Source organism: Arthrobacter sp. Bz4 (assembly GCF_003075455.1).
Classification (GTDB): Bacteria; Actinomycetota; Actinomycetes; order Actinomycetales; family Micrococcaceae; genus Arthrobacter_D.
Genome location: NZ_QDAE01000001.1, coordinates 147,862 through 172,831 on the forward strand (window position 1 = coordinate 147,862; position 24,970 = coordinate 172,831).

Consider the following 24,970-nt stretch of genomic DNA (forward strand, 5'->3'; position numbering starts at 1 on the left):
TAACCCCGGGGCGCCCAGCGGCCCGGGGTTATTTTTGCGGGGTCACTGTTTTGGGGTCACTGGTTCGGGGTCACTGCCGTGCCGCGAGCAGGGCTTCCAGGCGCCGGTTGATGTGCCGGGCCCAGAATGGTCCTTCGTAGAGGAACGCGGTGTAGCCCTGCACCAGGGTGGCGCCGGCATCGAGGCGTTCGAGGACGTCCTCCGCTGACTCGACCCCGCCCACCGACACGATCGCCAGGTTCTCACCGGCGGCGGCGCGGAGACGGCGAAGCACCTCGAGCGAACGCTGCTTCAGCGGCGCCCCGCTGAGGCCGCCGACTCCACACTTCATGACGGTCGCGTTGTCGGTCACCAGCCCCGACCGTGTGATGGTGGTGTTCGTCGCGATCACGCCGTCCAGTCCAAGGTCGACGGCGAGGGCCGCGACGTCGTCGATGTCCTGGTCCTCAAGATCGGGTGCAATCTTGACCAGGAGGGGAACCGGCCGCCCGGCGGCCTCGTCGGCCGCTGCCCTGACGGCAGTGAGCAGGGGTCGGAGCGATTCGACGTTCTGCAGGAGGCGCAGGCCGGGCGTATTTGGTGAGCTGACGTTGACCACCAGATAGTCGGCGGCGGGCGCCAGCTCGCGGGTACTGACCAGGTAGTCCTCGACGGCGTCGCGGAGATTGACCGACTTCGTCTTCCCGATGTTGACCCCGATCATCGGCCGGTTGGCGACGTACCGCCGTTCGAGTTTGGTGCGTGCCGCCCTCAGCCGCGGGGCAACGGCCGCGGCGCCGTCGTTGTTGAAGCCCATCCGGTTGATCACTGCCCGGTCGGCGACCAGCCTGAACAGCCGCGGGGTCGGGTTGCCCGGTTGCGCCTGCCCGGTGATGGTGCCCACCTCGATGTGCCCGAATCCCAGGCTGGTGAGTGGGGTGATGCCGTGCCCTTCCTTGTCGAATCCGGCGGCCAGACCGAACGGGGAGGGGAAGGTGAGCCCGAAGGCTGAGGTCTGCAGGCCCGGGTGCGGTTTGGTCAGGTGCCGCAGTACCAGGCCGGCCGGCGTACGCTCGGCCACGCGAATCAGCCGGAAACCAATGCGATGGGCCTTTTCGGCGTCCATGCGGGCAAAGACCAGTTGAAAAAGGGCAGGGTAGATTCGCATGATCTAAAACTCCCACGCTGGGGCGGTCAACAACAACTTGCGTTGCACGCACCGACCAGCGAATCTGCTGGACCCGTGGTGAGACGGGCTACAGTTTTCGAATGGGGCTGACATGGAGACCGGATTATCTGGGCGACGGATTCACCGCCGCCGACCTCAAACTGGCTGCTGATGATGAGGGGCCCTGCGTCGCCACACTGGTGGCCTACACGCCGCCAGTCACCGCTGAAACTCCCCCGACGCCAGAGACCTCCCCCGGCCTGCAGCACCTGGCCAACTGGTGGTCCCGCTTGACGGCTCGGATGGCCCCCGTCCCGGAGGCCCCGAGCGTCGCCCCTCCCCCAGTCAGCGCCGTCCTGTACATCCACGGTTGGAGCGACTACTTCCTGCACCGTGGCCTGGCTGCCTTTTGTGCCGACCGCGGCGTTGAGTTCTATGCGCTGGATCTGAAAAAGTACGGGCGTAGTCTCCGTGACGGGCAAACCCCCGGCTATGTGGCGAACCTCGACGAGTATGACGAGGATATTGACGCTGCGCTGCGGGCGATTGAATCCCGGGTCAGGGCGCGCCACGGCGTGGGAACCGACGTGTTGATTCACCTGATGGCCCACTCGACGGGCGGGCTGATCGCTTCCCTGTGGGCCCACCGCAACCCTGGCAGGATCGAGAGCCTGATCCTGAACAGCCCCTGGCTCGATGTGCAGAGCAACCCGATCCTGCGTGGCGCAACCCAGGGCCTGCTGGACCCCATCATCCGGTTCAAGCCGAAAGCGAAGCTGATCTTGCCGGAGTTTGGCTTCTATTGGCGCAGCATCAGCAACGCCGCCGACGGCGAGTGGGAAATCCACCCACAGTGGCGACCCGAGTTCGGCTTCCCGATCCGGGCCGGCTGGGTTGCAGCAGTGTTGGCGGGCCACGCACAGGTGCGGAGGGGCCTGGCCATCGACGTGCCCGTCTTGGTTCTGGCCTCGGCCCGCTCGTCGGTCAGCCCGGTCTGGAATGACTCAATGCTGACCTCGGATAGCGTGCTCGATGTCACCCTGATGACCCAACGGGCGCTCCAGCTCGGCCCCACCGTCACCGTCTGCCGGTTTGAGGGCGCCCTGCACGATGTCCTGCTGTCCCGGGAACCTGTCCGCCGCGAGGTATACCGATCCCTGGATCGGTGGCTGCGCTGCCAGCAGCAGGCAGGCTGAACCTCTGGCCACTAAGGGGACGCTACCCGGTCACCACCGGGACGCTACCGGGTCGGCCGCGGCGACACTATTTGGTCGCTGGCGACGACTGATCCACGGCGCCCCCGAACCGTCGGTCCCGGCCCGCGTATTCGCCGATGGCTCGCCACAAAACCCGACGGTCGACGTCGGGCCACAGCACGTCCATGAACACCATCTCTGCGTAGGCGGACTGCCACAGCATGAAATTGGAGAACCGTTGCTCCCCGGACGTCCTCAGGAACAAATCCACGTCCGGGAGGTCGGGTTCATCAAGGTACTTTTGGATGGTTTTCTCGGACACGGCCGACGCACGCAGCCTACCGGCCTCCACTTGCTCGGCGATCGCTTTGGCGGCGTCGGCGATTTCGGCGCGGCCACCATAGTTGACGCACATTGTCAGGGTGCAGGTAGTGTTCCCCAGGGTCTGCTGTTCGGCTAATTCGAGTTCCTTGACCACCGACTGCCACAACCGTGGCCGCCTGCCCGACCAGCGAATCCGCACCCCCCACGCGTCGAGTTGATCACGTTGCCGGCGCAGCACATCCCGGCTGAACCCCATCAGGAAACGCACTTCCTCGGGCGACCGTTTCCAGTTCTCGGTGGAGAAGGCGTACACCGACACGTGCTTCACCCCAATCTCGATGGCGCCGGCCATCACATCGAGCAGCGCAGCCTCACCCGCCCGGTGCCCCTCTGTCCGGGGCAACCCGCGCTGGTTGGCCCATCGGCCGTTCCCGTCCATCACAATCGCCACGTGCTTTGGCACGAACTGCGCCGGGATAGCCGGTGCCACCTCGCCCGATGGATGGGGCCATGGCCGGACGGGGCGGGTACCTGGTCGGTCCTGGTTCACTGACGCTCCACTAGTTTGAGAGATTTGACGACGCGTTCGAGGTGCCACTGTAGATAGCTTGCCACCAATCCCGCCGCCTCCCTGCGGGATTGCGGACTGGAGGCATCCGCTGTTCCCCAGTTTCCGGACAAGAGGGCGGCGAGCAGTTCCATGGACTCCGGCGCTGGCGATGCCGCACCGGGTGGCCGACAGTCGGGGCAAACGCCGCCACCGAGCGGTGCCGAGAACGCGGTATGAGGGCCGGGCGTGCCGCAACGGGCGCAGTCGGTGAAACTCGGCGCCCACCCCGCGGTGGCAAGAGCCCGCAACAGGTAGGAGTCGAGGATCAGCTCCGGCGCGTGCAGACCCCTGCTCAGGGCGGACAGGGCCCCCACGATCAGGTTGTACTGCGCACCGGAGGACTCGCCGTCGGCGTCGGTCAGCCGCTCGGCGGTCTCCGCGATCGCCGCAGCGGCGGTGTACCGTCCGTAGTCGGCAGCGATCCCATGCCCGTAGGCTCCCTTGGTCTGCGCCTGCGTGACGACGTCGAGGTTGCGGCCAGCCACCAGCTGCAGATCGACCGTCATATAGGGTTCCAGCCGGGACCCGAACTTGCTGCTGGTCCGTCGCACGCCTTTGGCTACCGCCCGGACCTGCCCATGGTCGCGGGTCAGGAAGACAATAATCCGGTCGGCTTCGCCCAGCTTGTAGGTGCGCAGCACCACGCCTTCGGCGCGGTAGGTGCGGGAGGCGAAGGACGAAGACACAGACCTATTTTCGCACCCCTTGGGCCGCACGTGTGCATCCGTCGGCGGTGAGCCCCACCCGATGGATGCACACGCGGCGCCACGTGGCTGCTGCAGCTAGCTGGGCTGCTGCTGGTCGCGGATCGCCCGGTTTACGGCAGAAATGACCGCCTTCAGTGCGGCCATGGTGGTGTTGGCATCGATGCCGATACCCCACAGCACGCGTTCCCCGATGGTGCACTCGACATAGGCTGCGGCGCGGGCGTTGCCGCCAGCGGACAGTGCGTGCTCGGTGTAATCGAGCACGCGCACATCCACCCCATCTTCGCCGAGAATGGCGAGCAGCGCAGCGATCGGGCCGTTCGCCTGGGAAGAGCGTCGCTGCTGGACGCCGTTCACGAGCAGGGAGGCGGTCAGTTTGAAGGAGTCGTCCTCAGCAGTCGCGGTGTTGACGCTGGTGAGTGCGTAGTGGCCCCAGGTGCCCGCTCCTGCGGCGCGACTCGGCAGGTACTCGTCCTGGAACACCTTCCAGAGTTCGGCTCCGCTGATTTCCCCACCGACGGTATCCGTGCGGCGCTGGATGACCCCCGAGAACTCGATCTGCGCGCGGCGCGGCAAATCGAGGCTGTGCTCGTTTTTCAGCAGGTACGCCACGCCACCCTTGCCGGACTGCGAGTTCACCCGGATCACTGCCTCATAGCTGCGCCCGATGTCCTTCGGATCGATGGGAAGGTAGGGGACCGCCCAGGGGATGTCCTGGACTGTTGTTCCAGCCTCGGCGGCGTCGCTCTCCATTCGCTCGAAGCCCTTCTTGATCGCATCCTGGTGTGAGCCGGAGAAGGCTGTGAACACCAGGTCGCCGCCATAGGGTGAGCGTTCGGGGACGGGGAGCTGGTTGCAGTATTCCGCGGTCCGCCTGATGTGATCGATGTCGGAAAAGTCGATCATCGGGTCGATGCCCTGCCCATAAAGGTTCATGCCGAGGGTGACCAGGTCCACGTTTCCGGTGCGTTCACCATTGCCGAACAGGCATCCCTCGATCCGATCAGCCCCCGCCAGGTAGCCGAGCTCCGCCGCTGCTACCCCGGTGCCACGATCGTTGTGCGGGTGGAGCGACAGGATGATGTTTTCACGGTTGTCCAGGTTCCGGCACATCCACTCGATGGAGTCAGCGTAGACGTTGGGGGTGGCCATTTCGACGGTTGCCGGGAGGTTCAGAATCATCTGGCGGTCGGAACTCGCCTCAAGCACAGCCGCGACCTCGTTGCTGATTCGTGCGGCGAATTCCAGTTCGGTGCCGGTGAAGGACTCGGGAGAGTACTCGTAGGTGACCTCGGTGTTCCGCAGGGTCTCCTCGAACTTCTTACACAGCCGCGCTCCGGTCAGTGCGATGTCGATGATGCCGTCCATGTCCTGGTTGAACACCACCCGGCGCTGCAGCACCGACGTCGAGTTGTAGAGGTGGACGATGGCCCGGTCTGCGCCCTCGATCGACTGGTAGGTGCGCTCGATCAGGTGTTCCCTGGCCTGGGTGAGGACCTGGATGGTGACATCGTCGGGAATCCGGTCCGTCTCGATCAGCTGGCGGACAAAATCGAAATCGGTCTGTGATGCCGACGGGAATCCGACCTCAATTTCCTTGTAACCCATCTGAACGAGCAGGTCGAACATCTTGTGCTTGCGTTCGGGGCTCATCGGGTCGATGAGGGCCTGGTTGCCGTCCCTCAGGTCAACGGCGCACCAGCGTGGCGCCTGGGTGATGACCTTGTCGGGCCAGGTGCGATCGGGCAGCTGAACCGAGATCTGATCCTGGAAGGGCGTGTATTTATGGAACGGCATTCCGGAGGATTTTTGTGCGTTGCGCATGGGGTGTGGCCTGTTCTGTGGAGGTTCGCGGGGCAGACTCTTCAGCAGTCCATGTGACGGGACTAAAACCAGATATCTGGGCTGGGGCCGGGCATTACAGACTCCGCAGCGGGGAATCGGCCTTGACCGTGTCGTGTTGACTACCTGGTCGTGATGGCCCCGCCGCGGCAGCTAAGAAGGAGCAGTTCTGCGCGCACAAGCCAACCCTAGCACGGAGCATAGGATGGGCTTCGGACTGATTCGACTCACACCAGTTAGGAAAACCCATGGCATTGGCAGGGACCACAGAGGCGGCAACAGACACCGACGCGAGGGTGCAGGACGACCTGTTCCGGCACGTCAACGGGACCTGGCTGAACTCCACGGAGATTCCCTCGGACCGGCCCCTCGAAGGAGCATTCACCCAGCTGCGGGATGCCGCTGAACTGGCCGTGCGGCAGATCATCGAGAATGCCGCGGCCACAGCTGATCCGGCCGGCGACAACTTCAGGATCAAGGCTCTCTACAGTTCATTCATGGCTGAGGAGCGGATCGAGCAGCTGGGTGTCGCACCGGTGCTTCCGCTCCTCGATCGGATCAACGCCGTAGCGTCGACCGCGGAACTGGTCGCTTTGGACGGTGAGCTCACGCGGTCCGGAATTGCCGGCCTTGCGCTGCCCTATGTCAGTAACGACGCCGGGAACCCCGAGCGCTACCTGCTGCACCTGCACCAGTCCGGCCTCGGAATGCCCGACGAATCGTATTATCGGGAAGAAAAATTCAGTCAGACCCGAGACGAGTACCTGACCCTGCTCGTCGCCCTGCTCACCGCGGCGGGTGACCCCGAGGCTCAGACTCGTGCGGAGGCAGTCGTCGAACTGGAGACCCGGCTCGCGTCCTCCCACATGGATGCCGTCACCCGCCGCGATCCGCAGGCCACCTACAACCTGCTGACCGGCGACGCACTGGCCGAGCTCGCCCCCTTCAGCAGCTCCTGGCTGGAGCAGCTCACCCGGGGGCGTGAGGGAACCGACGAAGTGGTCATCAATCAGCCGGACTATCTGGCAGCTGTGGACCAGCTGCTGGCGGCCGAGGATCTGAGTGTCTGGAAGAGCTGGCTGACCACTCGGGTGCTGCTGCACGCGGCAGGCTATCTCAGCAGTTCCTTTGTGGACCCGGCTTTCGCCTTCTACGGCACCCACCTCAGTGGCACACCTGAGATCAAGGACCGTTGGAAGCGTGGGGTGGCGCTGGTTGAGGGTGCCGTCGGCGAAGCTGTGGGGCGGGAGTACGTCGCGAGGCATTTCCCACCCACCCACAAGGCCATCATGCTCGACCTGGTCGAAAACCTTCTCGCCGCGTACCGGGTAAGCATTACCTCGCTCGACTGGATGACCGACGAGACGAAGACCCGGGCCCTCGCCAAACTGGACCGGTTCCACACCAAGATCGGTTTCCCTGACCAATGGATCGACTATTCGTCACTGGAGATTGTCGACGGCGACACCTACGGCAACGTTCGCCGCTCCACCGCATTCGAACTGGACCGCCAACTCTCCCGACTGGGTGGTCCGATCGACCGGGGTAACTGGCTGATGACCCCGCAGACCGTGAACGCCTACTACATGCCGACGATGAACGAGATTGTGTTCCCGGCTGCGATCCTGCAGCCACCGTTCTTCGACGTCGACGCCGACCCGGCAGTGAACTACGGGGCAATCGGGGCGGTGATCGGTCACGAGATCGGTCACGGCTTCGACGATAAGGGCTCCCAGTACGACGGCAGCGGGCGCCTCGAAAACTGGTGGAGCGACCAGGACCGTGCTGCCTTCGACTCGCTCACCCAGCGGTTGGTGGACCAGTATGATGCGCTCTGCCCTGCTGAGGCGCCAGGAAGCTCAGTCAACGGCAGCCTCACGCTGGGCGAGAACATCGGGGATCTGGGCGGTCTGTCGATCGGCTACCGCGCCTATCTGCTGAGCCTGGACGGCGCCGAGCCGCCAATCGTGGCTGGACTGACCGGGGCCCAGCGCTTCTTCTTCTCCTGGGCCAGCTGCTGGCGGCAGAAGATCCGCGCCGAGGAAGCGCTCCGCCGCCTGACCATTGACCCCCACTCCCCCAACGAGTTCCGCTGCAACCAGGTAGCGCGGAACCTTGACCAGTTCCATGACGCCTTCTCGGTCACGGACACCGATGACCTGTGGTTGGACCCGGCTGAGCGGGTCCGGATCTGGTAGCCGCTTTCGGCTGCTCTAGGACTGGCAGGTCACCTGATCGGCGGTCTGGCCCGTCAGGGTTGGCGGGAGCCCGTCGGTGTCGACGGTCGAGCCGGCGGTGAAATCGGTGCCAACGCTCAACGCCAGACCCACGGTGGCCGGGCTGGACAGGACCTGCACCTCAGCGAGTCCGAACAGTTCGGCCACAGCCGCGCCGATTGCCTCATAACCCGATCCGACGAAGAGCTGGGTTGCCGGAGTTGCCACGTCCTCGGTGACAACTGCCTGGGTGTAGCCCTCCTCCACGAGAAGGTCCTGGATCTCCTCACCCCGATCGGTCTTTCCCGAGGAGTCGATGATGGTGAACGGAACGGCTGCCGGATCGAAGTCGAGGACCGGCTCGTCGGTCGGCTCGGCGTCGGGCGAGGCGGAAGCATCGGTGGTTCCCGACGGGTCTGACTCCGACGGCTCCGGCTCGGGTTCGCCGACGATGCTGCGATCGGCGACCAGCGCCTCGAACAGTTCCTCGGCCGGTTCCGCATCGGGGATCAGCCGGTTCAGGTCAGGCTCGTAGGGCAGCACGGGCATTGTGACGAAGGCTACCTTGGCAAGGTCAACGTCCTTGAGCCGGTCGGCCAACCGCAGCAGATCGGGAATCTGGCTCAGGCCGTCGTCGACCGTCAGGTTCCTGGTGATGGTCTCGGCGATCGCGTACATCCGGGGCAGGTTCGTGAGGGTGCCCTCGTCTTGGATTTTGCGCGCCATCGACGCCATAAACGACTGTTGTGCGCGGATCCTGCCTTCATCCCCACCGTCGCCAAACGCATGCCGGGTCCGCAGGAAAGCCAGGGCCTGTTCGCCCTCCACCTCGGAGGTGCCGGCGGGAAGGCTCAGCCCGGAGTAGGTATCCTCAACCGCGTTGTTGACACAGACCTCGACCCCACCCAGAGTCGACGAGAGTTCCTTCACCGCGTTGAAATCCGCCATCATGAAGTGGTCGATTTTCAGCCCGGTGAGCTCGTTGATTGCGGCCACCGTGCACCCCGGCCCGCCGTTGCCGAGCGCGCCGTTGAGCATCGCGAGGTCCTGCGAGGGTGTCATTGTCCCGGTCTCCGGGTCCAGGCAGGCGGGCAGCGGGACCAGCAGGTCGCGGGGGAAACTGACCATTGTGACATTCTCGCGGTCGGCCGAGAGGTGCATCAGCATCATCACGTCGGAGTTGCCGGTTTCGGTGGTGAATTCGGCTCCGCCGTAGGCAGCGTTTTCGGCGCCCTCACGGGTGTCGGTTCCGAGAATGAGAATCTGGACCGGGTCCCGGTCAAGATTGGCCTTGTCGGTCTCGTTCTGGTCCGTCGAGAGGTTCAGCGGCTGGGTTGCCACATTGCCCTGCAGCCGGAGAAGCTGCACTGAAGCGAACCCGACTCCAGCGACGAGGACGGTTGCCAGGGCGATAGCGATAATCTTCAGGACCCGCGGTGGTGCCTGGTGGCCCAGGTGGCGTCCCACGGGGGCTCCCGCCGAATCCTCAGCGTTCTGGCCAGCATCGGCGCGTCGACGACTCATGCGTTGCAGCCCTTTCGAAGAATTCGGTCGGTAGTCGCTGGCGTGCGTGCCAGCTGAGCAAACAGCTCCCAGCCACTAAAAACAACGTGTGTTGCAGCCGGGTAGTGCCCGGTCAGAAGCCCAGGCGCACCAGCTGCTTGGGATCGCGCTGCCAATCCTTGGCAATTTTGACGTGCAAGTCAAGGTAGATCCGGGTGCCCAGCAAAGCTTCGATGCTCTGGCGCGCGTTGGTGCCAACCTCGCGGAGACGCGCGCCGCCCTTCCCGATGATGATCGCCTTCTGGGAGGAACGTTCGACGAACAGGTTCACCCTGACGTCGAGGAGCTGATTGTCGGCGCTGCGACCCTCCCGCGGAACGATTTCGTCCACCACCACGGCGAGCGAATGCGGCATTTCGTCGCGGACACCCTCCAGGGCGGCCTCTCGCACCAGTTCAGCAACCATCACGGCTTCCGGCTCGTCGGTGAGCGCACCGTCAGGGTACAGGGCTGGTGATTCCGGCATATGCGAAACGAAAACGTCGCCGACCGTTTCGACCTGGAACCCGTCTGCAGCGGACACGGGAACGACATCGGCCCAGCCTTGTTCCCCCAATACTTCCTCGCCGAGGGCGACGACGGCCATCAGCTGGCGGGTCAAGGCCGCCCGGTCCACCAGGTCGGTTTTGGTGACGACGGCGATCAGCGGTTTCCGCTGCAACCGGGAGAGCTGCGAGGTGATGAACTTGTCACCAGGGCCGATTGGCTCGTTGGCCGGGATGCAAAACCCGATGGCATCCACTTCGGCCAGGGTGTCCGCGACGAGGTCGTTCAACCGCTGGCCCAGCAGGGTGCGGGGACGGTGCAGGCCTGGCGTATCGACGAGGATCAGCTGGGAGTTCTCGCGATGCACGATTCCCCTGATGGTGTGACGGGTGGTCTGGGGTTTGGACGAGGTGATTGCCACCTTCTGTCCCACCAGCGCGTTCGTCAACGTCGATTTGCCTGCGTTGGGCCGGCCGACCAGGGAAACAAACCCGGCCCGGTGCTTCTGTTCGCTCATGATATTCCGCCGTGTCCTTGAAGTTGTGCGGGATTCCGGTCCCGGCCGTCGTCGTCGAATGCTGGTTCCCGTTTCCACACAATAAGGTGCGAGACCCGGTTGCGGCGCCCCTCGACACGTTCGGCGCGGAGGCCGATACTGCCGACAGTTACCTCGCTGCCCACGATCGGGACCCGGCCCAGTGTCTTGGCGAGCAGTCCACCAACGGTGTCCACCTCGTCGTCTTCCAGGTCCACGTTGAAGACTTCGCCCAGGTCATCAATTCCCATCCGTGAGCTGATCCGGTATTCGCCGTTGCCCAGTTGTTCAAGTTCCGGCACCTCCGAGTCATACTCATCGACAATCTCCCCAACGATTTCCTCAATGAGGTCCTCAAGCGTGACCAGCCCTGCGGTTCCACCGTACTCGTCGATAACGATGGCGACGTGGGTCGATTCCCGCTGCAACTCCTGCAGGAAATCGCTGACCGGCTTGGACTCGGGGACGTAGCGCACTCCCCGGCAGATACCGTCGACCAGGTCCTCGTCGCGACCGTCGGGCCCATGCAGTTGGGCCACGACATCCTTGAGGTAGAGGATCCCGATGATGTCGTCAGCACTGTCGCCAATCACCGGGATCCGCGAATAGCCGGAGCGGAGGAAAAGGGACATCGCCTGTTTCAGGGTGGACCCGGTTTCGATGGGAACCATGTCGGTGCGGGGCACCATCACTGCCCGCACCTTGGTGTCACCCAGTTCGAAGACTGAGTGAATCAGTTCCGCTTCGCTGTCCTCGATCATTTCGGCGTCGTTGGCACGGGAGAGCAGTTCGCGGAATTCCTCTTCAGTGAAGAAGGCCGCCTCGGCCCGGGCCGCACCCGGGGTAATGGCACTTCCGAGCGCAACCAGCCACCGCGGGATCGGTCCGAGGATCCCGCACAGGAATCTCACCAGGCCCGCGGTCGCTGGAACCACTTTGCTCGCGTGGGTCCGGCCGAGCTGGCGCGGTGAAACGCCAACGAGCACGAATCCGACGGCGGCCATGGTGGCGGTCGCGAGCAGACCGGCAATCCAGACGTTGTTGAGCAGGTCGTGGAAGAGGATTGCGACCGCCACAGCGGCTGCCATCTCGAACCACACCCGCCAGAACCTGAGGGCATGCATATGGGCGATCGGTGAGGCGAGGATACGCTGCAGTGACCGGCCAGATTTGCCGGCCAGAAGTTCTTCGCCTTCCTGGCGGGGCAGGTAACTAAAGGCGGCCTCGGCTGCGGTTACCAACGCTGCGACCAGAACAAACCCCAAGGCCATGAAGGCCAGCAGCCAAATGATCAACTGATTGTCTCCTCGGGCGCTTTTCCGCCCAGATAATCGGCCAGCAGACGGCGTTGCAGACCGAACATTTCAGCCTCGTCCTCGGGTTCGGCGTGGTCGTATCCGAGGAGGTGCAACAGTCCGTGGGTGGTCAGCAGCAGCAGCTCTTCCTGGGTTGAGTGCCCTGCCTTCTCGGCCTGGGTCTGCGCCACCTCGGGGCAGAGGACAACATCACCGAGCACTCCCGCTGGTGTGAGCCGCCCCGCCGTGCCTGGTCGTAGCTCGTCCATGGGGAAGGACAGGACGTCGGTGGGACCCGGTTCGTCCATCCATTCGATATGCAGTTTCTCCATTGCGGTGGTGTCGACCAGGATGATCGAGAGCTCAGCTTCCGGGTGCACGAAGAGACTGTCGAGCAGGAACCGGCCCAGGCGGATCAGGTTTTCCTCGTCCGCCGCTATCCCCGACTCGTTGTTGACCTCGATGCTCATGGTTTGCCTCCAGCCGGTTTGGCCCCGGCATGACCGCGCGGGCCACGGTGATCCCGGGCAGCTGAGGCCCGCTGGTTCTCGTCCCAGACACTGTAGGCCGTGACGATGTCGCCCACCAGCCGGTGCCTGACGACGTCGGAGGCGTCGAGGGTGCGGAAGCTGACGTCCTGCACACCCTGAAGTATTTCACTGACCACCCGTAGCCCTGAGTTGGTCCCGCCGGGCAGGTCCACCTGAGTGACGTCGCCGGTGACCACCATCTTCGAACCGAACCCCAGGCGGGTGAGGAACATCTTCATCTGCTCGGGGGTGGTGTTTTGGGCCTCGTCCAGGATGATGAACGCATCGTTGAGGGTACGGCCCCGCATGTAGGCGAGAGGTGCCACCTCGATGGTGCCGGCCGCCATCAGTCGAGGGATGCTGTCCGGGTCCATCATGTCGTGCAGCGCATCGTAGAGCGGACGCAGGTACGGGTCGATCTTGTCGCTGAGGGTGCCGGGCAGGAATCCGAGCCGCTCCCCCGCTTCGACGGCCGGGCGGGTGAGGATGATCCGGTTGACTTCCTTATGCTGCAGCGCCTGAACAGCTTTGGCCATGGCGAGGTAGGTTTTCCCGGTGCCCGCAGGGCCGATGCCAAACACCACCGTGTGCCGGTCAATCGCCTCGACGTAGTCCCGCTGGTTCAGGGTCTTTGGCCTGATAGTCCTGCCACGGGAGGAGAGGATGTTCATGGTGAGGACATCGGAGGGACTACTCACCGACTGATCCTTCAACATGGACACCAGCTGTTTGAGAACCTGGGGGTTGACGGTGGTGTTGTTGGCTGCGAGGGTGCGGATCTCGGAGATCAGACGTTCGGTGCGCGCGACGTCGACGGCTGGGCCCGTGATCGACAGCTCATTACCCCGGACGTGAAGATTGACCCCCACGAAAGTGCTCTCGATCAGCCTGAGCGCCTCATCGTTGGTTCCAAGCGCTTGAACCATTTGTTCCGTCGAATCGAAGTGGACCACCTTCGTGTCCAAGCCCACTGCGCTGATGCCAACTGAAGAATCGGTCATATAATCGGCCCTCGCGGCCTTCCATCTCTCCTTGAATCGGTTGGTGACGGCATACCGCCCCTTGACTAATCTTACGTTACGTCCCTGCCCGGCGGCCGTCCCCGGCCGCCGGATTCCGCCGTCGACGGAACCGGAGGTTTTGCGGCGTCTCCGCGCGCCCAGGAAGCAGATGATCTCATCTGGGCAACGGCCCGGTTTCAATCCTGTCTCAGTCCGGCGACGACTTGGCTAAACCCCGTTCGGGGCCTGTTGCCATATGCGAAGCTGGAAACGTTGCTTTGAGTGCATTACTCGGCGGCGCACCAATCCGGCCGAGTGGTACAGCGAAAGGACAGGACGCGAATGGAGTGGTCCTTTCAACGCGATGCTGCCCGGCGCCGGCCTGGACGCGCTCTCTCGGTCACCGCGCTAATCGTCCTCGCTGGTCTGGGCCTGGGTGGCTGCACACCGGTCCCCGGCGATGATGCGACGGCCTCGCTTTCTGGACAACCAAACACGTCAGCTGGCCCAGCGTCGGCAGAGCACTCCGCAGTGACGGAATCCGCTACCCTGCGCAACCTGCTCCCCGTCTACTGGATGGGAGACAGCGACGGAAGCATCCAGCTTTACCGGGAGTTCCTGGACGGCGGGAACGGTGGTGACCCAATCGCGGCGGCGGTCCAGGCGATGACCGCCAACTCACCAATCGATCCCGACTACTTTGGGTCGTGGTTCCCCGCCGAGTCTGTCAGCGCATCAATCTCCCCCGACAACGTTATTACGGTCGATATCTCGGCCGAGGCCTTCGATGCGCAGCTCGACCAGGGTGCCGCCTATCGTGCCATCCAGCAGCTCGTATACACAGCCACAGCGGCGGCGGCCAACGCGGGCCTGGTCTCGGGCGGTGACCCCAGCCGCGTCGTCGTCCTGGTGGACGGAGCGGCGGGGTTCAACGCTTTCGGCCACATCGAACTCGGTGGCCCGTTGCAGCGTGACTCGGCGTTGATGGCTCCGATCTGGATCATCGAACCCCAGCATGGGGCGGTCCGCGACCAGCCTACGATCACCGTGTCAGGCAGCGGAATGACGGAGAACGCGGTCCTGCACTGGCGGATCGACGAGGTGGTCGGCGATGAGCTGGAATCGTACCGCACCGGAACGGTGGGACTGGACGCCAGCGCCAGTTCCCCCGGACTCTTCGAGTTCACGATCGCCCTGGTGCCCGGTGAATACGAGATCAGCGTCTTCGACCGTCCGCAGGGCGTCCAGGAGAACCGTGAACTCGATACCGACACCAAGCGCGTCACGGTGCAGTAGGCAGCTGAGCCTCCTGCTTTCCTACCCGGGGCTTGCTAATCCCGGGTGAGCACGGGACCTTATTCCCGGGTGAGCACGGAACCGAACCGGCTACCAGCGGCCCAGCAGTTGGCTCAGGACCGCGAGGGCGGCGGGTCCGGCGGTGGAGGAGCGCAGCACCTGGCCGCCGAGCCTGGCCGGATGCGCACCGTTCGACACGAACAGCTCCAGCTCCTGCCCGCTGATGCCCCCCTCGGGGCCGACCACCACTGCAATGCTGGTGGGCGGGGTGTCGGCCTGTGGCCCAACCAGTGCCCCAACCCCAGTTTCAGCGTCCTCGTGGAGGATCAGGGCGAGGTCCACGCCGGCAAGCCAGGCTGCCAGAGACCCGCTGTCGTGCAATGGCAGCACCTCGGGGAGGGTTGCACGCCGTGATTGTTTGGCGGCTCCCCACACCGTGGATTCCCATTTTCGCTGCCCTTTGAGCGCCTTGTCGGCACGCCAACGGACAATACTTCGATCCGCCTGCCAGGGAATCACCGCATCGACGCCGAGTTCAGTGGCGGCCTCGACCGCCAGTTCATCCCGGTCCCCCTTGGCCAGTGCCTGCACCAGGATGAGACGGCAGGCGGGGGCCGGCTCGTCAATCACTGTTCGCACCTCGAGGGTGACTTCCTGCCCGGCGCTGGCCGTGACCACGCCGACGATTCTGCGCCCGCGGCCGTCGGCGACGTCAATCGTCTCGCCGGCTGCCAGCCGTTTCACGGTCGCCGCGTGCCGGGCCTCGGCCCCGGTGAGGGTGAAACTGGCTCCGGGGAAGACAGCAGCCAGCGCCTCAGGGTCTCCGAAGTAGAGTGCGTTGCTCACCCCTAGAGATTACCCAACCGCTCCCGCAACTTCGCGAACACCCCTGAACCGCTGCTGGCCAGCTGACCCTCGACAAATTCCTCGCCGCGGAGTTCGGCAAGTTTGCGCAGCAGCTCTTCCTGCGCCTGGTCAACGTTGCGCGGAGTCTCGACGTTCAGGTGCACCTTGAGGTCACCACGCCCGTACCCGCGGAGGTGGGTGACGCCAAGTCCGCGAAGAGTCACGATCTCGCCCGACTGCGTGCCTGCTTTGATCCCCAGTTCCTGGTCGCCGTCGAAGGAGGCGAGGTTCACGGTGGTGCCCAGGGCGGCGGCGGTCATCGGCACACTGAGGGTGACGTGGAGGTCATCACCCTCGCGGAGGAAGGAGGGGTCCGGGTTAACCCGGATCTCCACATAGAGGTCGCCCTGCGGTCCGCCGGCCATACCGGCCTCGCCCTGGCCCCCCAGTTGAATGCGGGTGCCGGTCGACACGCCTGCGGGCACCTTGATGGTGAGGCTCCGACGGCTACGCACCCGACCGTCGCCGTTGCATTCGTTACAGGGGTTCGGGATGACGGTGCCGTACCCCTGGCAGGTGCCACACGTGGCACTGGTCATGACCTGGCCCAGGATGGACCGCACCGCACGCTGCACCTGACCCGACCCGCCGCAAATGTCGCAGGTTCGGGGGGAAGTGCCGGGCTGGCAGCAGGACCCGTCGCAGGTGGGACACACTGCTGCGGTATCGACGTCGATCTTTTTGTTGATCCCGAAGACGGCGTCGACCAGGTCGATCCGTACGGCGATCAGGGCGTCCTGGCCGCGACGGGTGCGCGACGGCGGGCCGCTGGCGCCACCGCCGCCGAAGAATGTTTCGAAGATGTCCTGGAAGGCGAAGCCCGGCCCGGCGTGTCCGCCGCCGAATCCGTTGTCGGTCCCGTTCTCGTTGCCGGTCGTGTCATACACACGCCGTTTCTGCGGGTCCGAGAGCACCTCGTAGGCACGGGTGACCAATTTGAACTCTTCAGAGGCGTCCGGCCCGGAGTTGACGTCCGGGTGCAGCTTTCGCGCGAGCTTGCGGTAGGCCTTCTTGATTTCCTCGCCGCTCGCATCGCGGTTCACACCGAGGACTTCATAGTGATTACTCACTCCTGCACTTCACTTCCTATGTCACTGACCGGTGCAGGGCTTGGTGCCCTGCCGGTATGGGGTCGACTTTTTCTACAACAAGTTCGCTGATGCGGTTACGTCAGGGTTAGTCCGTCAGGATCCGCGATAGGTACCGGGCTACCGCCCGCACCGCCGACATCGACGTCGGGTAGTCCATTCGGGTTGGTCCAAGGACTCCTACCTTGGCCAACGAGTCGGGACCGTATCCGGTGGCAATCACCGAGGCTTCAGCGAGGCCGCCGTGCGGGTTCTCCCGGCCGATCCGCACCGAGACGCCAAACGCATCCTGCTTCATTTCGGAAAGCAGGCGAAGCATTACTACCTGCTCCTCCAGGGCCTCGAGCACCGGCCCGATGCTCAGAGGAAAGTCTACGGTGGATCGGGCCAGGTTGGCTGTACCAGCCATCACAATCCGGTCATCCCGGTTGATACCTGCCAACTGTTCGAGCGCCCGCGCCAGCACGGTGCCCGCCCTGCGTTGCTGGAACGACAGGGCTCCCACGGCGAGTGCGAGTTCCTGCGGAAGGGACGCCAGCTTGGTGCCGGCGACGGAACCGAGGAAGTGCTGCCGAAGCTCGGCGAGGGATGATTCGGGCACCGGTTCGGGCAGCGGGACAACCCGCTGCTGGACTGTTCCGTTGGTCGCTATGAGCACCACCAGTACCTGGTTGGGCGCCAGTAGGACGAACTCCAGGTGCCGGACGGCTGCGCTACCCAGATGTGGGTATTGGACCACCGCCACCTGATTGGTCAGGTGGGAGAGCAGCCGCACTGTCCGGTCCATGACGTCGTCGAGATCCTCTGCCTCCTCCAGGAGCGCCTGGATGGCGCGCTTTTCGGCAGCAGACAGAGGCTTGACCTCGGAAATCTGGTCGACAAACAGTCGGTAGCCCTTGTCGGTGGGGATGCGACCCGAGCTGGTGTGGGGCGCAGTGATCAGCCCCTCTTCCTCCAGGACAGCCATATCATTACGGATGGTGGCCGATGATACCCCCAGCTGATGCCGCTCCACGAGTGCTTTGGAGCCCACAGGCTCGCGGGAATGCACATAGTCCTCGACGATGGCACGCAACACTTCAAGTCTGCGTGGTTCGCTCACTTTTCACCTCCGCACACGTCTACTGTCTCTTCCGGCAGATCTGGCACTCGACACGCCCAAGTGCCAAGTCTAGTACGTTCGAAGGGATTGTTAGCATTGAAAATCCCTGGCCGGACCGTCCAGCGGCGAGTCGGGAAGTGAGCAACAATTTTGTCCAGTTATGAATGGGGCGCCCAGGACATCTCAGCCCCCCGCCAGGTTTCCCTGCCAAAGGTTCCGGTCAGCCGGGGCCTGGTTCTGGAGGATGTGCAGAGCGGTTACGTTGGCGCAGTGGTCCGGGTGGAGAAATCTGGTGGCATGCACGTCATGGTGCTCGAGGACCGGCGCGGCAGACTCAAGACTTTCCCGCTCGGGTTCGGGTTCCACGTCGACGGCGGGCCCGTTGAGGTGGTGGCACCCGCGCTGGCACCACCAGCGCCAGCCCGCAAGGTGACGGCGTCGGGATCGGTCAAAGTGGAGGGCGCCCGCGCGAGGACCGCCCGGGCCAGCAGGATCTGGGTGGAGGGACAGCACGATGCTGAGCTGATCGAAAAAGTGTGGGGCGACGATCTGCGTCTTGAGGGGATCGTCGTCGAGCCGCTGCACGGCGTTGACGACCTTGCCGGGATGATCCGCACCTTTAGTCCTGGACCGAACCGCCGGCTCGGTATCCTCGTCGACCATCTGGTAGCGGGGTCGAAGGAACAGCGCATCGCCCAGGAAGCCATGAAGGTTCCGGGAGCCGCCGCCAACGTCCTGGTGGTGGGACACCCGTATGTCGATGTGTGGCAGGCAATCAAGCCGGCGGCCGTCGGGCTCACCGCGTGGCCGGTGGTACCACGGGGCCAGGACTGGAAGACCGGAATACTCGCCGGTCTCGGCTGGCCGAACGCCGACAAGGCAGCGGTGGCACATGGCTGGAAGCGGTTGCTGGGGTGCGTCAATAGTTACTCCGACCTTGAGCCGTCGCTGCTCGGGCGGGTCGAAGAAGTGATCGATTTTTTGACCCCTCCCGGAGATTTCGACGCGACAATTTAAGCCCCAGTGCACGTTTGCTGGCGACGAAGTATCCTAGATAGGAAGGCTCCTGATCAAGGCTGCCCCGAAGCAATAGAGGATGTTCAGTTGTCTAACCCCGCCGACCAGCACGGACACCACGGATCCGAGGACGGCCACGGCCAGCCCCGATCCGCTTTTGAGGGTGCCCCGGCGAATGCCCTGCCTCTGACCGCGACGGAAGACCGGCAGTGGGCAACCCTGTCGCACTTCGGGGGAATCCTCGGTTTCATTCCGTCGCTGCTCATCCTGCTGATTTTCAAGAACCGGGGACCTTTCACCGCCCAGGAAGCGCGGGAGGCGTTCAACTTCACCTTCCCGCCGACGGTGTTGGCGTTCGTGGCCTGGCTGCTCTCCCTCTTGCCAGCGGTCGGCGGCATGTTCGCCGTCGTCAACGCCCTGATCTGGGTGGCAATCGCCGTATCCTCGGTCATTGCCGGGATCCAGGTCAACCGTGGCCGCCCCTACCGGTACGCGTTCAACCTGCGGCTCTTCCGTTAGGAACCTAGTCGGGTAGTAGCCTGCGGACGACCGCGTCGGCGAGCAACCGGCCCTTGCCAGTGAGCGTGATCGTTCCGGCGAAGGCCTCCGCTGCAACGATCAGTTCATCAGCAATCAATCCGGCGACGGCGAGCCGCCCCCCTGGGTGCAGCACCCGGGTTGGTAGACCCTCGCGCAGCCTGGCGCGAAGCATCACGTCCTCGGTGTAGCGGGTCTCCGCGTCCAGGATTTCGCGGCCAGCGGCCGGTGACACTCCGGTTGAGAGGCGCTGGGCGTACGCGGTCGGGTGCTTCACATTCCACCAGCGCACACCGCCCAGATGCGAGTGCGCGCCGGGACCAGCTCCCCACCAGTCGTCCCCACGCCAGTAGGCAAGATTATGCCTGCACTCGTCCGCAGGTGTGCGGGCCCAGTTGCTCACCTCGTACCATCCCAGTCCGGCGGCTGCCATCGCGCGTTCGGCCAGGGCGTACTTCTCGGCGTGATCGTCGTCGTCGATGTCGGGCACCTCGCCACGGCGGATCCGGGCCGCAAGTTTGGTGCCGTCCTCGATGATCAGTGCGTAGGCAGAGACGTGGTCCGGACCGTAGGACAGCGCCGCGTCAAGGGTCTGCTGCCAGTCGGCTGCGGACTCCCCCGGGGTGCCGTAGATCAGGTCAAGGCTGACGCGCAGCCCGGCTTCCCGCGCCCATTGCACGGCCAGTGGCACCCGTTCGGGCGCATGGGTGCGGTCCAGTACCTTCAGCACATGCGGAACAGCCGACTGCATCCCGAACGACACCCTGGTGAAACCCGCCTGCGCCAGCACCGCAAGTGACTCGGGCGTGACCGAATCGGGGTTGGCCTCCGTGGTGACTTCAGCGCCTGGTGCGAGGCCCCAGTGCCCGACAGCGGTGCGCAGCACCGTCGCCAGATCGGCTGCGGGGAGGAGGGTGGGAGTGCCGCCGCCGAAGAACACTGTCGATAGCTGGCGTGGCGCGGTGCCGGAAGCGGTCAGGACACCGGCTGCGAGGTCCAGTTCAGCGCTGACCGTTGCGGCATAGCGGTCTTGCGATGCGCCCCCACCCAGTTCAGTGGCCGTGTAGGTGTTGAAGTCGCAGTAGCCGCAGCGCACGGCGCAGAACGGGATGTGGACGTAGAGCCCCAGCTTCCGGTCGGCGCTGCCGATGGCGGCCTGCTCCGGCAGCAGGCCGCTTTCCGGCGCTGGCAAGCCAAGAGGGAGGGCACCTGGCATTGCTACTTCTTGACCTTGTCCTTGGACTCGTCGGTGGTGAGGGCTGCGATGAAGGCTTCCTGCGGGACTTCGACGCGTCCCACCATCTTCATCCGTTTCTTGCCTTCCTTCTGTTTCTCCAGAAGTTTGCGTTTACGGGTGATGTCACCGCCGTAGCACTTCGCGAGGACGTCCTTGCGGATGGCCCTGATGCTTTCCCTGGCAATAATCCGTGACCCGATGGCCGCCTGGATGGGGACCTCGAACTGCTGCCGTGGGATGAGTTCACGCAGCTTGCCGGTCATCATGACGCCATAGGCGTAGGCCTTGTCGCGGTGGGTGATGGCCGAGAACGCATCGACCTGCTCGCCCTGCAGCATGATGTCGACCTTGACCAGGTCGGCGACCTGGTCGCCGTCGCTCTTCCAGTCCAGCGAGCCGTACCCGCGGGTCCGGGATTTGAGGATGTCGAAGAAGTCGAACACGATCTCGGCCAGTGGCAGTCGGTACCGGATCTCCACCCGGTCCTCGGAGAGGTAATCCATTCCGCCCATCACGCCGCGCCGGCTCTGGCACAGCTCCATGATGGCACCGACGAACTCGGTGGGCGCCAGGATGGTCGCCGAAACCATAGGCTCGCGGACCTCGGCGATTTTCCCGGTCGGGTACTCGCTGGGGTTGGTCACGTGGACCATCTTTTTGTCCTCGAGTGTCACCAGGTATTCCACGTTGGGTGCCGTGGAGATCAGGTTGAGGTTATGCTCGCGCTCGAGCCGCTCCCTGGTGATCTCCAGGTGAAGGAGCCCGAGGAAGCCCACCCGGAACCCGAAGCCCAGTGCCGCGGAGGTCTCGGGTTCGTAGACGAGCGCTGCATCGTTGAGCATCAGCTTTTCCAGCGCGTCGCGAAGCACCGGGTAATCGGTGCCGTCCAGCGGGTACAGACCGGAGAAGACCATGGGCTTCGCATCGGCATATCCGGGCAGGGACGCCTGGGCGGGCTTGGCCAGGTTGGTAACCGTGTCACCCACCTTGGACAGCCGGACGTCTTTCACACCAGTGATGAGGTAGCCGACCTCACCCACTCCAAGCCCCTTGGATGGGGTGGGCTCCGGGGAGCTGACGCCAATTTCGAGGAGCTCGTGACTGGCGCGGGTGGACATCATCTGGATCCGCTCGCGGGGATGCAGCATGCCGTCGACCACGCGGACGTAGGTGACGACACCGCGGTAGGTGTCATACACGGAGTCGAAGATCATCGCCCGTGCGGGGGCGTTGGGGTCACCAACAGGAGGCGGCAGGTCCCTGACAATCTTGTCCAGCAGTGCTTCGACCCCCATACCGGTCTTCCCGGAGACCCTGAGGACGTCGTCGGGATCGCCACCGATCAGGTTCGCCAGCTCGGCAGCATACTTCTCGGGCTGGGCGGCGGGCAGGTCGATCTTGTTCAGGACCGGAATGATGGTGAGGTTGTTTTCCATCGCCAGGTAAAGGTTGGCAAGTGTCTGGGCTTCGATCCCCTGGGCGGCATCGACCAGCAGGATCGCCCCTTCGCAGGCCGCGAGCGACCGGGAAACCTCGTAGGTGAAGTCAACGTGGCCTGGCGTGTCGATCATGTTCAGCGCGTGGCTGACACCGTCGAGTTCCCAGGGCAGCCGCACCGCCTGGGATTTGATGGTGATGCCACGTTCACGCTCGATGTCCATCCGGTCCAGGTATTGGGCCTTCATGTCACGCTGCTCGACGACGCCGGTGAGCTGCAGCATCCTGTCCGCCAGGGTGGACTTCCCATGATCGATGTGCGCGATGATGCAGAAGTTTCTGATAATCGCCGGATCAGTGGCGGCGGGCACCGGTGAGGTGCGGGCCTTGGGTGACACTGGACATTCCTTACTGTTGCGAGGGCTGCTGCGCGGCAACCGTTTCAACTACAACGACAGGGTTTGGAGCGAGGTGAACCCACCTCTCGGGCGGGATTTGTTAAACCAGCCCCTGCTAACAGTCTCCCACGAGCTGGCGGGTGATCTGGAACTGCCTGGACTGGGCAAACTGTATCCTTTACCGCATGTCATTTGATTCCCGATCCTTCCTGCGGCTGGCCCGCACCATTGTGCGGGCACTGCAGCCGCCGAAGCGGCGATCCGGACCGGCCCGGAAACCAGCCGCCTACCCTGGTGATTTCACCGGCACCCCGAAGGTCAGCTATTCGCCCCGAGCCGATGATGTCCCGGATGCGGGGGAAATTGTCTGGGCCTGGGTGCCCTATGAAGAGGACCACCGTCAGGGCAAGGACCGCCCGGTCCTGCTGATCGGCAACCACCGGGGCAGGCTGCTGGGACTGACGCTGACTAGCCGCGACCGGAATGGAACCGGCAGATCGGATCCGGCCTACGTCGATATCGGGTCCGGCTCGTGGGACGTCAAGGGCAGACCGAGCGAAGTGAAAACCGATCGGATCATTCAACTGACACCGGCGGATGTCAGGCGGATCGGTGCTGTACTCCCCCGAGCGAAGTTTGATCGTGTGGTGGCGCGGCTGGGCTGAGTCATTGTGGCTGCCCAATTTTCCATGCGGGACCTTCCACATGCGGCGCCGCGCTCAGACAGACCGGCTGCCGGGACTAATCCGTGCATCTCTGGTAATCTAGACAGCTGTGTGTCCGCGCAGGTCGACGGGCACTTTAGTCCAATCGCCTACGGTATCCCCACGCCGCTCAGTCATTGGTTGAACTGAATTACCCTCACGACCAGTCCGCAATACAAAGAGAGTTCTAAATACGTGGCAAATATCAAGTCCCAGAAAAAGCGCATTCTCACCAACGAGAAGGCGCGCCAGCGCAACAACTCGGTTAAGTCCGAGCTGAAAACGGCCATCCGCGCCGTAAACACTGCGATCGGTTCCGCTGACAAGGAAGCTGCAACCAGCCTCCTCCAGTCGGCAAGCCGCAAGCTGGACAAGGCTGTCAGCAAGGGTGTCGTGCACAAGAACAACGCAGCGAACCACAAGTCTGCGATCTCGAAGAAGGTCAACGCTCTCTAACCAGAGCCTAATCGTTCGACGATTTCCAGATGGCTGGCCTTCGGGCCGGCCATCTGTCGTTTAACCGGTTGATCCCTTCGCCTTACGCGCCTTCAACCGACCAACGCCGCCTAAAACGGCTGCCGCGCCACATATAACTACAGCGCGAGACGGTATCTACAGCGCGAGACGGGTCAGGCGCGGTACGTTCAGGTCGCAGAGAGGGCAAGCGGGTGCGCAGTGACTCGGAGCGCCGTCCGGGCCTAGCGGCACTTCAGACCGTACAGAGCCGCTAGCCGCGGCCAGCGAGGGCGATGGTGGTGACTGCGCGTTCGACGGCGTACACCGGATCCCGGGAGGCGCCCTTCACCTGGGCATCGGCTTCCGCAAGCACCTGAATGCACTCAACCAGACCTTCGGAACTGAAGCGCTGGGCGTCGCGTCGGGCCTGGTCTACCTGCCAGGGCGCCATCCCGAGCTCTTTTGCTAGCTGGGCGGAGCTCCCCCGCACCTGATGGACCTTCGCTACGGCCCGGACCTTCATCGCAAGGGCCGCCGTCAGGAGTACTGGATCGGCGCCGGTCGCCAGGGCATGCCGGAGCATTGACAGGGCCTGTCCTCCACGGCCAGCCAATGCCGCGTCTGCCACCTTGAACCCGGTGACCTCCACCCGGCCGCCGTAGTACTTCTCGACGGTCTCCTCGGTGATTTCACCGGCCGTATCAGAAATCAATTGTTGACAGGCTGCCGCCAGCTCGGCGAGCTGGGACCCGACCGCTGCCACCAGCGCCCGCAGGGCTCCACCGCCGATCCGCCGGCCCGCGGCCCTGAACTCCTCGACAACAAAGTCTGTCTTGTCCGAGTCCTTCTTCAACGGCTGACAGTCGACAACGGTTGCCCCGGAAGACTTGAGTGCGTCAAGAAGCTTCTTGCCACGGTTTCCGCCGCTGTGATGCATCACCAGCACGACATCGGGGGCAGGATCGGTCAGGTATCCGAGCGTGTCCTGAAGAAAGTCGTCGTTCATTTGGGCGAGGCCGCTCACCTCGATCAATTTGGCCTCCCCAAACAGGGATGGGCTCCCGTGGATGGTGAGATCGCCTGCCTCGTACTTGCCGGCGTCCAGCTTCACGTCTTCAAGGTCTGGACGTGCATCCCGCAGGCTGCGACGAATGCGTTCGACTGCCTGGCCGGCGGCATACTCCTCGGGGCCGCTGAGCAGCACCACTGGTGCGGGTACAACGGTTCGCCAGTGCATCCCTGAGCTTCCAGCTGATTCCCTGCGGGATGCGGCGGGCCTGGAAGTCACGTAGTTGCTCCTGGTGGTTGGTAGATGGAACGAGTCCTCAGCGTCAACTGTG

Annotated in this window: 22 protein-coding genes; 7 read left to right on the forward strand and 15 right to left on the reverse strand. The window is 64.1% G+C overall.

Going from position 1 to position 24,970, the window contains the following annotated elements:
* Window positions 1-70: 70 nt before the first annotated feature.
* The gene (locus DDA93_RS00735) at window positions 71-1,147 is read right to left on the reverse strand and encodes a quinone-dependent dihydroorotate dehydrogenase (RefSeq protein ID WP_019482762.1); all 1,077 of its coding nucleotides are present in this window, start codon (window positions 1,145-1,147) and stop codon (window positions 71-73) included.
* A gap of 101 nt (window positions 1,148-1,248) precedes the next feature.
* On the opposite strand from DDA93_RS00735, the gene DDA93_RS00740 reads away from it, so the two are divergent.
* Window positions 1,249-2,343 (forward strand): alpha/beta hydrolase, encoded by a 1,095-nt coding sequence (locus tag DDA93_RS00740; RefSeq protein WP_024475915.1) that lies wholly within the window; start codon window positions 1,249-1,251, stop codon window positions 2,341-2,343.
* A 67-nt stretch (window positions 2,344-2,410) separates the two neighbouring features.
* Here DDA93_RS00740 and DDA93_RS00745 read toward each other — a convergent pair whose 3' ends face one another.
* From DDA93_RS00745 to leuA, 3 genes are all read right to left on the reverse strand, one after another.
* Window positions 2,411-3,217 (reverse strand): isoprenyl transferase, encoded by an 807-nt coding sequence (locus DDA93_RS00745; RefSeq protein WP_024475916.1) that lies wholly within the window; start codon window positions 3,215-3,217, stop codon window positions 2,411-2,413.
* Window positions 3,214-3,963 (reverse strand): DNA repair protein RecO, encoded by a 750-nt coding sequence (recO, locus tag DDA93_RS00750; protein WP_019482765.1) that lies wholly within the window; start codon window positions 3,961-3,963, stop codon window positions 3,214-3,216. Before recO ends, DDA93_RS00745 begins: the two co-directional genes overlap by 4 nt.
* Window positions 3,964-4,059: 96 nt before the next feature.
* Window positions 4,060-5,808 (reverse strand): 2-isopropylmalate synthase, encoded by a 1,749-nt coding sequence (gene leuA / locus DDA93_RS00755; RefSeq protein ID WP_019482766.1) that lies wholly within the window; start codon window positions 5,806-5,808, stop codon window positions 4,060-4,062.
* A 266-nt stretch (window positions 5,809-6,074) separates the two neighbouring features.
* Here leuA and DDA93_RS00760 point away from each other — a divergent pair, with 266 nt between their 5' ends.
* A complete protein-coding gene (locus DDA93_RS00760) occupies window positions 6,075-8,024 on the forward strand; it encodes a M13-type metalloendopeptidase (RefSeq protein WP_116777825.1) in 1,950 nt (649 codons plus the stop codon).
* Between the two features lie 15 nt (window positions 8,025-8,039).
* On the opposite strand, the gene DDA93_RS00765 is transcribed toward DDA93_RS00760, so the two are convergent.
* The 5 genes from DDA93_RS00765 to DDA93_RS00785 form a co-directional block, all read right to left on the reverse strand.
* Window positions 8,040-9,566 (reverse strand): LCP family protein, encoded by a 1,527-nt coding sequence (locus DDA93_RS00765; protein WP_116777826.1) that lies wholly within the window; start codon window positions 9,564-9,566, stop codon window positions 8,040-8,042.
* Window positions 9,567-9,678: 112 nt separating this feature from the next.
* Entirely contained in the window at window positions 9,679-10,608 is a 930-nt protein-coding gene (era, locus tag DDA93_RS00770; RefSeq protein ID WP_019482768.1) for a GTPase Era, read from the reverse strand.
* Complete coding sequence (locus DDA93_RS00775; RefSeq protein WP_024475919.1) at window positions 10,605-11,921, reverse strand: hemolysin family protein; 1,317 nt, start codon at window positions 11,919-11,921, stop codon at window positions 10,605-10,607. The genes era and DDA93_RS00775 overlap by 4 nt, the downstream gene beginning before the upstream one ends.
* Window positions 11,918-12,391 (reverse strand): rRNA maturation RNase YbeY, encoded by a 474-nt coding sequence (gene ybeY / locus DDA93_RS00780; protein WP_019482770.1) that lies wholly within the window; start codon window positions 12,389-12,391, stop codon window positions 11,918-11,920. Before ybeY ends, DDA93_RS00775 begins: the two co-directional genes overlap by 4 nt.
* A complete protein-coding gene (locus DDA93_RS00785; RefSeq protein WP_116777827.1) occupies window positions 12,388-13,452 on the reverse strand; it encodes a PhoH family protein in 1,065 nt (354 codons plus the stop codon). Before DDA93_RS00785 ends, ybeY begins: the two co-directional genes overlap by 4 nt.
* A gap of 342 nt (window positions 13,453-13,794) precedes the next feature.
* Between DDA93_RS00785 and DDA93_RS00790 the strand changes: the two genes are divergently transcribed.
* The gene (locus tag DDA93_RS00790; RefSeq protein WP_116777828.1) at window positions 13,795-14,748 is read left to right on the forward strand and encodes a GerMN domain-containing protein; all 954 of its coding nucleotides are present in this window, start codon (window positions 13,795-13,797) and stop codon (window positions 14,746-14,748) included.
* A gap of 90 nt (window positions 14,749-14,838) precedes the next feature.
* Here DDA93_RS00790 and DDA93_RS00795 read toward each other — a convergent pair whose 3' ends face one another.
* The 3 genes from DDA93_RS00795 to hrcA form a co-directional block, all read right to left on the reverse strand.
* Window positions 14,839-15,594 carry a 16S rRNA (uracil(1498)-N(3))-methyltransferase gene (locus tag DDA93_RS00795; RefSeq protein WP_116777829.1) on the reverse strand — a complete coding sequence of 252 codons (756 nt, stop codon included), beginning with the start codon at window positions 15,592-15,594 and terminating at the stop codon, window positions 14,839-14,841.
* Between the two features lie 2 nt (window positions 15,595-15,596).
* Window positions 15,597-16,724, reverse strand: coding sequence for a molecular chaperone DnaJ (gene dnaJ / locus DDA93_RS00800; RefSeq protein WP_019482775.1), 1,128 nt, complete (start codon window positions 16,722-16,724; stop codon window positions 15,597-15,599).
* 106 nt (window positions 16,725-16,830) lie between these two features.
* Window positions 16,831-17,844, reverse strand: coding sequence for a heat-inducible transcriptional repressor HrcA (gene hrcA, locus DDA93_RS00805; protein ID WP_019482776.1), 1,014 nt, complete (start codon window positions 17,842-17,844; stop codon window positions 16,831-16,833).
* Window positions 17,845-17,994: 150 nt separating this feature from the next.
* Between hrcA and DDA93_RS00810 the strand changes: the two genes are divergently transcribed.
* Window positions 17,995-18,861, forward strand: coding sequence for a DUF3097 family protein (locus DDA93_RS00810; protein ID WP_116777830.1), 867 nt, complete (start codon window positions 17,995-17,997; stop codon window positions 18,859-18,861).
* Between the two features lie 87 nt (window positions 18,862-18,948).
* Window positions 18,949-19,380 carry a DUF4870 domain-containing protein gene (locus tag DDA93_RS00815; RefSeq protein WP_024475925.1) on the forward strand — a complete coding sequence of 144 codons (432 nt, stop codon included), beginning with the start codon at window positions 18,949-18,951 and terminating at the stop codon, window positions 19,378-19,380.
* Between the two features lie 4 nt (window positions 19,381-19,384).
* Here DDA93_RS00815 and hemW read toward each other — a convergent pair whose 3' ends face one another.
* Window positions 19,385-20,614: a radical SAM family heme chaperone HemW gene (gene hemW, locus DDA93_RS00820; RefSeq protein ID WP_019482779.1), complete on the reverse strand. Its 1,230-nt coding sequence runs from the start codon at window positions 20,612-20,614 to the stop codon at window positions 19,385-19,387.
* A gap of 2 nt (window positions 20,615-20,616) precedes the next feature.
* On the reverse strand, window positions 20,617-22,470 hold the full coding sequence (lepA, locus tag DDA93_RS00825; RefSeq protein ID WP_116777831.1) for a translation elongation factor 4: 1,854 nt from the start codon (window positions 22,468-22,470) through the stop codon (window positions 20,617-20,619).
* A 185-nt stretch (window positions 22,471-22,655) separates the two neighbouring features.
* On the opposite strand from lepA, the gene DDA93_RS00830 reads away from it, so the two are divergent.
* A complete protein-coding gene (locus DDA93_RS00830) occupies window positions 22,656-23,135 on the forward strand; it encodes a type II toxin-antitoxin system PemK/MazF family toxin (RefSeq protein WP_116777832.1) in 480 nt (159 codons plus the stop codon).
* Window positions 23,136-23,369: 234 nt separating this feature from the next.
* Entirely contained in the window at window positions 23,370-23,630 is a 261-nt protein-coding gene (gene rpsT / locus DDA93_RS00835; protein WP_019482781.1) for a 30S ribosomal protein S20, read from the forward strand.
* Between the two features lie 271 nt (window positions 23,631-23,901).
* Here rpsT and holA read toward each other — a convergent pair whose 3' ends face one another.
* Window positions 23,902-24,867, reverse strand: coding sequence for a DNA polymerase III subunit delta (gene holA, locus DDA93_RS00840; protein WP_116777833.1), 966 nt, complete (start codon window positions 24,865-24,867; stop codon window positions 23,902-23,904).
* Window positions 24,868-24,970: the final 103 nt, after the last annotated feature.

Coding starts and splice junctions, on each gene's coding strand:
- DDA93_RS00735 (WP_019482762.1), bottom strand. CDS start 1,147: ATGCGAATCTACCCTGCCCTTTTTCAACTGGTCTTTGCCCGCATGGAC.
- DDA93_RS00740 (WP_024475915.1), top strand. CDS start 1,249: ATGGGGCTGACATGGAGACCGGATTATCTGGGCGACGGATTCACCGCC.
- leuA (WP_019482766.1), bottom strand. CDS start 5,808: ATGCGCAACGCACAAAAATCCTCCGGAATGCCGTTCCATAAATACACG.
- DDA93_RS00760 (WP_116777825.1), top strand. CDS start 6,075: ATGGCATTGGCAGGGACCACAGAGGCGGCAACAGACACCGACGCGAGG.
- DDA93_RS00765 (WP_116777826.1), bottom strand. CDS start 9,566: ATGAGTCGTCGACGCGCCGATGCTGGCCAGAACGCTGAGGATTCGGCG.
- era (WP_019482768.1), bottom strand. CDS start 10,608: ATGAGCGAACAGAAGCACCGGGCCGGGTTTGTTTCCCTGGTCGGCCGG.
- ybeY (WP_019482770.1), bottom strand. CDS start 12,391: ATGAGCATCGAGGTCAACAACGAGTCGGGGATAGCGGCGGACGAGGAA.
- DDA93_RS00785 (WP_116777827.1), bottom strand. CDS start 13,452: ATGACCGATTCTTCAGTTGGCATCAGCGCAGTGGGCTTGGACACGAAG.
- DDA93_RS00790 (WP_116777828.1), top strand. CDS start 13,795: ATGGAGTGGTCCTTTCAACGCGATGCTGCCCGGCGCCGGCCTGGACGC.
- hemW (WP_019482779.1), bottom strand. CDS start 20,614: ATGCCAGGTGCCCTCCCTCTTGGCTTGCCAGCGCCGGAAAGCGGCCTG.
- DDA93_RS00830 (WP_116777832.1), top strand. CDS start 22,656: ATGTCATTTGATTCCCGATCCTTCCTGCGGCTGGCCCGCACCATTGTG.
- holA (WP_116777833.1), bottom strand. CDS start 24,867: ATGCACTGGCGAACCGTTGTACCCGCACCAGTGGTGCTGCTCAGCGGC.